Raw genomic sequence first — 10,273 nt, forward strand, 5'->3', positions numbered from 1 at the left:
GCGATTACGCATTACCCCTTCCTGCACGGTCGACGCTACCAGCACGCCATCCTGGGTATAGATCTCACCGCGGACAAAGCCGCGCGCGCTGGACGCCGAGGTGCTCTCCACGCTGTACAGCAGCCACTCGTTAATATTGAACGGACGGTGGAACCACATGGAATGGTCGATGGTCGCGACCTGCATCCCGCGCTCAAGAAAACCGACGCCGTGCGGCTGTAACGCCACCGGCAGGAAGTTGAAATCAGAGGCGTAACCCAGCAGCGACTGATGCACGCGCGGATCGTCCGGCACGTTACCGTTCGCGCGGATCCACACCTGACGGGTGGGTTCGGCGACATGGCCTTTCAACGGATTGTGGAACTCTACCGGGCGGATCTCCAGCGGCTTGTCGCTGAGAAACTTCTCTTTAGCCTGCGGCGGCAGCAGGTGCGCCAGCGAGCGGGCAATGTCGGTTTCTGATTTCAGCGTATCCGGTGAGGGAGCGTCAGGCATGGTTTTCTGATGCTCATAGCCCGGCTCCGGTGCCTGGAAGGAGGCGGTCATATAGAAAATCGGCTTACCGTTCTGGATAGCCGCAACGCGACGCGCACTGAAGCTGTTGCCATCGCGCAGCACTTCCACGTCGTAAACAATGGGTTTTTCACTGTCGCCGGGGCGCAGGAAATAGCTGTGAAAGGAGTGCACCAGGCGTTCAACCGGCACGGTTTCTTTGGCGGCATACAGCGCCTGCCCGACAACCTGCCCGCCAAATACCTGACGAAGCCCTAAATCTTCGCTTTGTCCGCGAAACAGGCCCTCTTCGATTTTTTCCAGATTTAATAATGCCAGCAGATTGTTCAACGCTTGACTCATATGTTTCCTCAATAAAAATAAAATCCGCCAGACCGGAGGGTTCGGTCTAAGTATAACGCAGGATCGTCAGTGGTCCGATGGGTGCAAAAATCTGAATAACCGGCCATTTCCAGGCAGAAATGAGTGATATGTGCCACACTTATTCCCGTTATCTAAGTGTTAACCACTGATTCTGGCAGGAATAAATCCTTCTGGTGCATTGAAGATAAGGAGAACTCAATGAAACTCGTGCACATGTTAAGTGGTGTTGCGGTCGCTGTTTCGCTGGCTGCCTGCGCGGATAAGAGCGCGGATATTCCGACACCTGCACCAAATCCAAATACGTCTATTAACGCTACCCAATCGACTATTGCGCAGCCTAATGTCTCCGGTTCTGTGTGGATCCGCCAGAAAGTGGCGCTGCCGCCGGATGCGGTGCTGACCGTGACCCTGGCCGACGCTTCGCAGGCCGATGCGCCGTCGAAAGTGATCGCGCAGAAAGCGGTGCGTACCGAGGGTAAACAGGCGCCGTTCAGCTTTGTGCTGCCGTTTAACCCGGCTGACATCCAGCCGAACGCGCGCATTCTGTTGAGTGCGGCCATCACCGTGAACGATAAACTGGTGTTTGTCACCGATACGGTGAAACCGGCGGTTAACCAGGGCGGGACTAAAATCGACCTGAACCTGGTGCCGGTGCAGCAGACGGCGATCCCGTTGCAGCAGAGCGGTGGCGCAACCACCACGGTACCTTCTACGTCCCCGACGCAGGTGGTGCCTTCGGCTTCTACGCCAGCGCCGACCCAGATGTAATAGTTTTACTGCCCGGCGGCCTTTGCTGCCGGGTCAGCGGTTTTATGAGTACACCCACCGATAGCGCTGTAAATCAATCTGCCCGTCTCCTGATACCTGAACCCCTTCCGCCAGCAACGCCTGTCGCTGTCGTTGCAGATCCGGCCCGCTGAGGGAAATAGCCCCATGACGATTGACCACCCGATACCAGGGCAGCGTCGTACCTTCCGGTAAGCGCTTCAGTACGCCGCCCACCTGGCGCGCGGCTCTGGGCGATCCGGCAAGACGCGCCACATCGCCATAGGTGGTGACAAATCCTTCGGGAATGGAGGCAACTATCTGCCATACGCGCTGGGGAAAAGAGTCCTGCGGATCCATAGTATCTCCTGAGTATTGATTCTTCAGGATAAACAGCCAGCCGGACACTGTGAAGAGGGGGCTGCGCAATAAACCAGCATACGACAGGCGCGCGCTTGCAATTGCCGGGGTGTACAGGGATAATGCGCCTGCGCGTTGGTTAACAACGCTCTCAATGGGGGCCCTGTTGGTTCTCCCGCAACGCTACTCTGTTTACCAGGTCAGATCCGGAAGGAAGCAGCCAGAGCAGATGACGTGTGTGCCGGGATGTAGCTGGCAGGGCCCCCACCCATTTGTGCCCCGCATAACTCGCTGTGTTTCGCCTCGTCAATCCCTCTTATTAGCCGCACCTGAATTTCCCGCTGCGTTATGTGATACCCCTCAGCATATTATTGCGCTGTCATGTAAATGAAATGTTATTGTCATTATAGTGTCATAAATGCATGGCAGATTAATCGTGGGTAATTCAATGGGTAAGGGATAATCATGGTTAGTGCAGTTTTAAATGTTAAAATTGACGAGGCAGTCAAAGAGAAACTTCGCCATTACGCAGAAGCCAATAACGAAAACCTGAGCACGGCCACTGAGAAGCTCTTACTGCTGGCACTGGAATCGGACGAAGAAACCAGCGTTTCAGAAGAAGAGATCGACAGTCAGCACACCGAAGAAGATAACGCTTCACCATTAACTTCCAAAGAAATCAAAGCCCTGAGAAAAATTCTGAAGAAGAAAAAATGAAACAACATCTCCAGAAGACCGCGACCAGCTACGGCGAAGCCTGTCAGTTATTGCGATCCGGCCATGTGAAAACCGTACGCCTGAACTGGAATGTCGGCACCGATGAATTTTTTCGCATAGCCTCTGACTGGTGTGATGCTGGTGCCAGAATCAAAAAAGATGGCGAGCATTTTATTATTTCGATTAAGGGATTTCCTATCCCGCGACAATAGTCATTATGTTGTCATGCAGGCGTCATCGAAATAACATCCGAATATGAGAACCTGTCCGAAAATACAACGTCACACAACCATCTCATGTTCATTATGGATGATGATTACGACGAGCCGTTCGGCTCGTCGCTATTTTCTCAGATCACTTTCCGCTGCCGTAACATCATCGGCTGACTGACCAGAGACGCCCAGATCGGTTGCAGCGTCATAAAGGCCTCGCGCAAAACTTCATCCGGCTGTGAAAACGGCATCCGTAAAAAGCGATCAAAAGCCCCCTGTAAACCGAAACGCGTTCCCGTTCCCAGACTGATACCGGTACTTTCCGCGTGGGTGGCAAACAGCGTCGCCAGCGCATCGGGCAGTTCCACCCAGAACGATAATCCGCCCTGCGGCGTCGTCCACTGCCAGCGGGGGAAGAATTCCTGCAACAGCGCCGCGCAGTCATCCCGGTGCGCCATCAGCATCTGCCGTCGCGCCGGTAAAAAACGCTCGCCGTTTTCAACAAGCCAGCGGGTCGCCAGCTGTTCCAGCAGCGGCGAGCCTAAATCCAGGGTTTCGCGCATTTGTACCAGCGCGGCTATGGTACGCGCCGGGGCGCGGATCCAGCCCACCCGCAGCCCGCCCCAGAAACTTTTGCTGGCGGAGCCAAGGGTAATGATCGGCGCGGCGGTATCAAAGGCGGCCAGCGGGGGAGGCGGCGGCGCGTCCATCCACAGATCGACCATGGTTTCATCCACCACCAGCGTGGTGCGCGTGCGCGCTGCCAGGCGGGCGACTTTTTCCCGCGTCGGCGCATCCATACAGCGGCCGGTGGGATTGTGGAAATCCGGCATCAGATAAGCGATGCGCGGCGAGGTCTGGGCGATAGTGGCGGCGAGGCCGTCCACATCCCAGCCCTGAGAGGGTAACGCCACGCCCACCGGACGGCAGGACGCCCCTTCGATGGCGGCAATCGCCAGCGGATAGGTGGGGTGATCCACCACCACACGATCCCCCGGCCCGGTCAGCAGCCGCAGGATCAGCGCCAGGCCGCTGACCGCGCCGTTGACGATCATCACCTCGTCGGGGCGTGTCGGCAGCCCCCGCGCCACGTAACGCCGGGCGATGGCTTCCCGCAGCGCCGGTAAACCCTGCTGGTCGTAGCCGGTGCCGGACAGCAGCGGCGGCATCGCCGTCAACGCGTGTTGATAAGCCTGGTGGATCTCCGGCCCGGCGGGCAGCGAAGCGGCAGAAAGATCAAGCGCGGTCGGCTGCGCCATGCGGGTCGGCACCACGCGTTTGCTTTCCGGCAGGAGCACCACTGAGCCGCTGCCGTGGCGGCTCAGCAAATAGCCTTCCTCCCGTAGCTGCGCCAGAGCGCTGGCGGTGGTTGTGCGGCTGATGCCCAGCGCGCTGGCTAACTCCCGCTCGCCGGGCAGACGCGTATCCAGCGCCAGTCGGCCATCAAGAATAAGCAAACGCAGGGCCTGCGCCAGCTGCCGCCATAAGGGCGTACGGGAGGCGGATTGTTGCCACTGGCCGAGCAGGCGTACCAGGGACTGACTTCCGGTGCGACGAGGTGACATAGCGGTCCACTTTTTGAAAACTGGTCATTAATCATAATGCCAGCCAGGGCCATGATGTCATTCTGTTTCGCAGTTTTCGGGGTGAGAGATGGTTCGGCGTTTGATCCAGTTGTATATCGGTCTGAGTTTTTATGGCGTTTCCACCGCGATGTTTGTGCGCGCTAATCTGGGGGCCGATCCGTGGAATGTCTTCCACCTCGGCGTCGGTAAGCTATTGTCGCTGGATATCGGCGTGGTGATGATTGCCACCGGCGCGCTGGTGCTGCTGCTGTGGATCCCGCTGCGTCAGCGTCCGGGACTGGGCACCATCAGCAATGTGATTGTCATTGGTCTGGCTGCCGATGCGGCGCTGGCGCTGATGCCGCCGCTGGAATCGCTGGTCGCGCGCAGCGTCCTGCTGGTGGCGGCTATTGTGGTTAACGCGCTGGCGACCGGTATGTACATTGGCGCAGGCTTTGGTTCCGGCCCGCGCGACGGTCTGATGACCGGCATCAATGCCCGCACCGGCTGGTCGGTACGCTCAGTGCGCACGGCGATTGAAATCACCGTTCTGCTGCTGGGCTGGGCGATGGGCGGCACCTTTGGCGTCGGCACCGTGCTGTACGCCCTGACCATCGGCCCGCTGATCCAGCTCTGTCTGCCGTGGTTTCGTCCGCGCCCGCAACCGGTAGAGGTTCCGCTGCCGCAAACCCCGGTTGTTTAAACGGGCGAAGCGCTCACAACATCATGCTTTAGATTGAGGTACACTCACGCCATTCTGACCGTTGCGGTGTGAGTGATGAAACCGATAACCCTGTACGATGTGGCCCGCCTCGCGGGCGTCTCCTACCAGACCGTCTCCCGCGTGATTAATCAGGCGGAGCATGTTTCCGCCCGCACGCGCGAAAAAGTGCAGCGGGCAATGGCGGAACTGCACTACATTCCCAACCGCGGCGCGCAGCAGCTGGCGGGCAAACGCACCCGCACGCTGGGGCTGATCACCACCGATCTGGCGCTGCATGCGCCGTCGCAAATCGCCTCGGCGGTGAAAACCCGCGCCGGGCAGGCGGGCTGCGGCACGCTGATTTCCATGGTGGAACGTCACGATCTGGCGGCCTGTCAGGGGGCGCTACAGGAGTTATTGTCGCAACGCGTGGACGGCCTGCTGGTGAATATCCCGCTGGATGACGAGGATGCGCAGGCGCTGGCGGCGCAGGCACGACCAACGCCGGTGCTGTTTCTGGACGTCAGCCCGACGGCGGCGGTCGACAGTCTGGTGTTCGACGCGGCGCAGGGCGCAGGCCTGGGCGCGGCGCAACTGCTTTCTCTCGGCCACCGGCATATTGCGCTGCTGGGCGGTCCGGAAAGCTCGGTGTCGGCCCGCGCACGTTTTGCGGGCTGGCTGGCGGCGCTGGATGAGGCCGGCCTTGCCCCGGTCGCCCGCGCTCATGGTGACTGGAGCGCCGCCTCCGGCTATGAGAAAACCCATTTGCTACTGGCCAGCGCGCCGCACACCGAAGCGATCCTCGTGGCGAACGATCAGATGGCGCTGGGGGCGATCCGCGCCTGTGCAGAAAAGGGCATTCGCGTGCCGGAGCAGCTGTCGCTGGTGGGCTATGACGATACCGCCGACAGCGCCTGGTTTTCTCCGCCCTTGACCACCGTGCGTCAGGCTTTTAAAGAGGCGGGTGAGCGCAGCGTCGACTGGCTGCTGGGCGGGGAAGCCGCAGGCCGCAGTGAGCTGAGCCAGACCCGCTGCCCGGTCACGCTGGTGGTACGCGGCTCTACCGCCGCACCCGGCGGGCAGGCAATCGACGGCCAAACGCTGGCGCAGCGGCTGAATGAACTGGCGGTGCTGGCGGCGCGGCTGGAGAGGCGTTAACGCTTTTGTGATCGACGCCGCTTCTGGCGGATCCGATCCTTTACCCGCCGTGAAGAAACAGGCATGGTACTGATAATTGTGAGCGCTTCGCAAAATTCAGAGGTCACTATGTCTGCATCTGCTTTGTCCACCCTGATAGCCCGCCGCGACTGGGAAAACCCGGTCGTCACCCAGTGGCACCGTCTGCCCGCCCATGCGCCGATGAACAGCTGGCGTAACGCCAAAGACGCGGCCCGCGAGGCGGCATCGCCGTCCCGCCGTCTGTTAAACGGCGACTGGCAATTTCGTCTTTTCCCCGCGCCGGAAGCGGTGCCGGAACAGTGGCTGACACAGGAGCTTGACGATGCCGTCGCCATGCCGGTGCCGTCCAACTGGCAGATGCAGGGCTTCGACACGCCGATTTATACCAACGTGACCTATCCCATCCCGGTGACGCCGCCTGTTGTCCCGGCCGGGAACCCGACGGGTTGTTACTCGCTCACATTTGAGATGGACGAGGGCTGGCTGGCAGCCGGACAGACGCGGATTATTTTTGAAGGCGTTAATTCGGCATTTTACCTGTGGTGCAACGGCGAATGGGTCGGCTATTCCCAGGACAGCCGCCTGCCGGCGGAATTCGATCTCAGCGCCTGTCTTAAACCCGGCGCTAACCGGCTGGCGGTGATGGTGCTGCGCTGGAGCGACGGCAGCTATCTGGAAGATCAGGATATGTGGCGCATGAGCGGGATTTTCCGCGACGTGGTGCTGCTGCATAAACCGGCGACCCATATCGCCGATTATCAGGTCGCCACCCATCTCAACGCCGATTTTACCCATGCGCAGCTGGTGGTGGATGTTGAACTGGCGGGGGAGTATGCGGATTGCCAGGTGGCCCTGACGCTGTGGCACGGCGATGAGGCTATCGCGCAGGCCAGCCAGGGGCCGGGCAGCGAGATTATTGATGAACGCGGCGCCTGGGCGGAAAAACTCAGCGTCAGCATGCCGGTGGATAAACCACGCCTGTGGAGCGCGGAAGATCCGGCGCTCTACCGGCTGGTGGTGTCGCTGCTGGACGGCAACGGCAAACTGCTGGAGACGGAAGCCTGCGACGTGGGCTTCCGCAACGTGGAGATCAGCAACGGCCTGCTGAAGCTGAACGGTAAACCGCTGCTGCTGCGCGGCGTGAACCGCCATGAGCATCACCCGGAGCGCGGTCAGGCGATTGATGAAGCGACCATGCGCCAGGACATCGAACTGATGAAGCAGCATAACTTTAATGCCGTGCGCTGCTCCCACTATCCGAACCATCCCCTGTGGTATCGCCTGTGCGATCGCTACGGCCTGTACGTGGTGGACGAAGCCAACATCGAAACCCACGGCATGGTGCCGATGCGCCGCCTGTCTGACGATCCGCGCTGGTTCCCGGCGATGAGCGAGCGCGTGACGCGCATGGTGCAGCGGGATCGCAACCATCCGTCGATCATCATCTGGTCGCTGGGCAATGAGTCCGGGCATGGCGCCAGTCACGATGCGCTCTATCGCTGGGTGAAAAGCAGCGATCCGACCCGCCCGGTGCAGTATGAAGGCGGCGGAGCCAATACGGCGGCCACCGATATTATCTGTCCGATGTATGCCCGCGTAGATCAGGATCAGCCGTTCCCGGCGGTGCCGAAATGGTCGATCAAAAAGTGGCTGAGTATGCCGGATGAGCAGCGCCCGCTGATTTTATGCGAGTACGCCCATGCCATGGGCAACAGCTTCGGCGGTTTCGCCAAATACTGGCAGGCGTTCCGCGACTATCCCCGTTTACAGGGCGGTTTTGTCTGGGACTGGGTGGATCAGGCGCTGACCAAAACCGGCGACAACGGCGAGCGCTTCTGGGCCTACGGCGGCGATTTTGGCGACACGCCAAACGATCGCCAGTTCTGCATGAACGGCCTGGTGTTCCCGGATCGCACGCCGCATCCGGCGCTATATGAAGCCCAGCGCGCCCAGCAGTTCTTCCGGTTCCGGCTGGAGAGCACCTCACCGCTGGTCATCGATATCACCAGCGAGTACCTGTTCCGCACGGCGAATAATGAAGTGCTGCGCTGGTCGATTGCCCGCGATGGCGACGTGCTGGCGACCGGCGAGCTGGCGCTGGACATTGCCCCTGAAGGCACACAGCGCGTTACCCTTGACGCGCCCGCGCTGAGCGCCGCGCCGGGGGAAGTCTGGCTGAACGTAGATATTTATCAGCGCGAGGCGACGGACTGGTCACCGGCAGATCATCTCTGCGCCTGGGATCAGTGGCGCTTACCGGCACCGCTGTTTGTGGCGCCGCCAGTGGTGAGCGGCACCGCGCCTGCGCTCGCCATCAGCGATGAAGATTATGTGATCACCCATCAGACGCAGCGCTGGCAGTTCTCCCGCTTAAGCGGCGAGCTGACGCAGTGGTGGCAGGGGGAGACGCCAACGCTGCTTACGCCGGTGCGCGATCAGTTCACCCGCGCGCCGCTGGATAACGATATCGGCGTCAGCGAAGTGACGCGTATCGATCCCAATGCCTGGGTGGAGCGCTGGAAGGCGGCGGGAATGTACGCCATGACGCCGCGCCTGCTGCACTGCGCTGCGGAACGCACCGCCGCCGAGGTCTGTATCGAAACGCGCCACTGCTGGGAGGCTGGCGGGAAAGTGCTGTTTATCAGCCACAAGCGCTGGCGCATCGACAGCCACGGCGTGCTGCACGGCGAGGTTGATGTTGCAGTGGCGACCGACGCGCCGCCGCCAGCGCGTATTGGCATCACCTGTCAGCTGGCGGATGTGGAGCCCTCGGTGAGCTGGACGGGGCTGGGGCCGCATGAAAACTATCCGGACCGTAAACTGGCGGCACGCCAGGGGCGCTGGACGCTGCCGCTGGCGGCGCTGCATACGCCGTACATTTTCCCCGGTGATAACGGCCTGCGCTGCGATACCCGCGAATTGCGCTACGGCGCGCATCAGCTGAACGGACGCTTCCACTTTGCCCTCAGCCGTTACGGTCAGGCGCAGTTACAGGCGACCACGCACCACCACCTGCTGCGCGAGGAGCCGGGTTGCTGGCTGCATCTGGATGCCTTCCATATGGGCGTGGGCGGGGATGATTCCTGGAGTCCGAGCGTGTCGCCGGAGTTTATTCTGGCGCAGGATCGCGTGCACTATCGCTTTAGCTGGCAGCAACGCCGCTAACCCCCGATTGACGCGGGCAGCAAGACTGCCCGCGTTGATTTAATCGCGCTTAGCAGTGCGCAGATTCGCTTCGGCCCACAGAATAAAGGCCGCTTTCGGCAGCGCCTTGCTGTACAGCCAACCCTGACCATACTGCACGCCGTGCTCCCGCAGCCACGCCTGCTGGCTGTCGGTTTCAATGCCTTCCGCCACCATCGCCAGATCCAGCGCTTTCGCCATCTCAATAATTTGTGGCGTGACGTTTTTATACTCCAGCGCATCGACAAAGGATTTGTCGATCTTGAGAATATCGACGTTCAGGTTTTGCAGATAGCTGAGGCTGGAATAGCCGGTGCCAAAGTCGTCGATGTAAATGGCGTGTCCTGCCTTGCGCAGCGCGTCGATGGCCGGGGCGCTGATCTCCGGATCGGCAAAACCGCGCTCGGTAAGCTCAAGAGCAATCTGAGCGGGGGAGAGCTGCCAGCGCGCCAGCTGTTCACGCAGCAGCACGGGCAGGGTTTCGGAGGTCAGATCGCCCGGATCCAGATTCACAGAAATATGTATTTCCGGATGCTGTTGCAGCCATTTGCCCAAATCCTCAAACACCGTTTCGATAATGAGCTGCGTCAGGCGCGGCATCAGGCCGGTTTTCTCCGCCAGCGGAATAAACACATCGGGCGTGAGAAAGGTGCCATCCACTTGCGGCCAGCGGGCAAGGGCTTCTGCGCCGACGATCCTGCCATTACTGAGCG

10 protein-coding genes and 1 other RNA gene are annotated in these 10,273 nt (G+C 60.4%); 7 read left to right on the forward strand and 4 right to left on the reverse strand.

Annotated elements, in window-relative coordinates; translation table 11 throughout:
• Nucleotides 1-855: acyl-CoA thioesterase II (gene tesB, locus QRD42_RS09710; RefSeq protein WP_321986977.1), on the reverse strand; the 855-nt coding region annotated here is incomplete at its 3' end.
• A gap of 219 nt (nt 856-1,074) precedes the next feature.
• Here tesB and QRD42_RS09715 point away from each other — a divergent pair.
• Nucleotides 1,075-1,644 (forward strand): YbaY family lipoprotein, encoded by a 570-nt coding sequence (locus QRD42_RS09715; protein ID WP_072567563.1) that lies wholly within the window; start codon nt 1,075-1,077, stop codon nt 1,642-1,644.
• A gap of 42 nt (nt 1,645-1,686) precedes the next feature.
• Here QRD42_RS09715 and QRD42_RS09720 read toward each other — a convergent pair whose 3' ends face one another.
• Nucleotides 1,687-2,001: an MGMT family protein gene (locus QRD42_RS09720; RefSeq protein ID WP_072567564.1), complete on the reverse strand. Its 315-nt coding sequence runs from the start codon at nt 1,999-2,001 to the stop codon at nt 1,687-1,689.
• Between the two features lie 164 nt (nt 2,002-2,165).
• On the opposite strand from QRD42_RS09720, the gene ffs reads away from it, so the two are divergent.
• From ffs to QRD42_RS09735, 3 genes are all read left to right on the forward strand, one after another.
• Nucleotides 2,166-2,262: signal recognition particle sRNA small type (gene ffs, locus QRD42_RS09725), an RNA gene on the forward strand.
• Between the two features lie 204 nt (nt 2,263-2,466).
• The gene (locus QRD42_RS09730) at nt 2,467-2,718 is read left to right on the forward strand and encodes a hypothetical protein (RefSeq protein ID WP_318363248.1); all 252 of its coding nucleotides are present in this window, start codon (nt 2,467-2,469) and stop codon (nt 2,716-2,718) included.
• Entirely contained in the window at nt 2,715-2,930 is a 216-nt protein-coding gene (locus tag QRD42_RS09735) for a hypothetical protein (RefSeq protein ID WP_072567566.1), read from the forward strand. Before QRD42_RS09730 ends, QRD42_RS09735 begins: the two co-directional genes overlap by 4 nt.
• A 137-nt stretch (nt 2,931-3,067) precedes the next feature.
• Here the strand turns inward: QRD42_RS09735 and QRD42_RS09740 are convergent, their stop codons facing one another.
• A complete protein-coding gene (locus tag QRD42_RS09740) occupies nt 3,068-4,495 on the reverse strand; it encodes a PLP-dependent aminotransferase family protein (protein ID WP_321986978.1) in 1,428 nt (475 codons plus the stop codon).
• Nucleotides 4,496-4,583: 88 nt separating this feature from the next.
• Here QRD42_RS09740 and QRD42_RS09745 point away from each other — a divergent pair, with 88 nt between their 5' ends.
• The 3 genes from QRD42_RS09745 to QRD42_RS09755 all read left to right on the forward strand — a co-directional run bounded on the left by QRD42_RS09745 (nt 4,584) and on the right by QRD42_RS09755 (nt 9,542).
• Nucleotides 4,584-5,198: a YczE/YyaS/YitT family protein gene (locus QRD42_RS09745; protein WP_321986979.1), complete on the forward strand. Its 615-nt coding sequence runs from the start codon at nt 4,584-4,586 to the stop codon at nt 5,196-5,198.
• A gap of 75 nt (nt 5,199-5,273) precedes the next feature.
• Nucleotides 5,274-6,356, forward strand: coding sequence for a LacI family DNA-binding transcriptional regulator (locus QRD42_RS09750; protein ID WP_321986980.1), 1,083 nt, complete (start codon nt 5,274-5,276; stop codon nt 6,354-6,356).
• Between the two features lie 108 nt (nt 6,357-6,464).
• The gene (locus QRD42_RS09755; protein ID WP_321986981.1) at nt 6,465-9,542 is read left to right on the forward strand and encodes a beta-galactosidase; all 3,078 of its coding nucleotides are present in this window, start codon (nt 6,465-6,467) and stop codon (nt 9,540-9,542) included.
• Nucleotides 9,543-9,581: 39 nt separating this feature from the next.
• Here the strand turns inward: QRD42_RS09755 and QRD42_RS09760 are convergent.
• Nucleotides 9,582-10,273, reverse strand: a 692-nt coding sequence (locus QRD42_RS09760; protein ID WP_321986982.1) for an EAL domain-containing protein, incomplete at its 5' end; no start/stop codon positions are given.

It is taken from the genome of Enterobacter sp. PGRG2 (assembly GCF_030291195.1).
Taxonomy (GTDB): Bacteria; Pseudomonadota; Gammaproteobacteria; order Enterobacterales; family Enterobacteriaceae; genus Enterobacter_D.

Bases quoted from the DNA above. Each gene is read 5' to 3' on its own strand.
- QRD42_RS09715 (WP_072567563.1), top strand. From the start codon at position 1,075: ATGAAACTCGTGCACATGTTAAGTGGTGTTGCGGTCGCTGTTTCGCTG.
- QRD42_RS09720 (WP_072567564.1), bottom strand. From the start codon at position 2,001: ATGGATCCGCAGGACTCTTTTCCCCAGCGCGTATGGCAGATAGTTGCC.
- QRD42_RS09730 (WP_318363248.1), top strand. From the start codon at position 2,467: ATGGTTAGTGCAGTTTTAAATGTTAAAATTGACGAGGCAGTCAAAGAG.
- QRD42_RS09735 (WP_072567566.1), top strand. From the start codon at position 2,715: ATGAAACAACATCTCCAGAAGACCGCGACCAGCTACGGCGAAGCCTGT.
- QRD42_RS09740 (WP_321986978.1), bottom strand. From the start codon at position 4,495: ATGTCACCTCGTCGCACCGGAAGTCAGTCCCTGGTACGCCTGCTCGGC.
- QRD42_RS09745 (WP_321986979.1), top strand. From the start codon at position 4,584: ATGGTTCGGCGTTTGATCCAGTTGTATATCGGTCTGAGTTTTTATGGC.
- QRD42_RS09750 (WP_321986980.1), top strand. From the start codon at position 5,274: ATGAAACCGATAACCCTGTACGATGTGGCCCGCCTCGCGGGCGTCTCC.
- QRD42_RS09755 (WP_321986981.1), top strand. From the start codon at position 6,465: ATGTCTGCATCTGCTTTGTCCACCCTGATAGCCCGCCGCGACTGGGAA.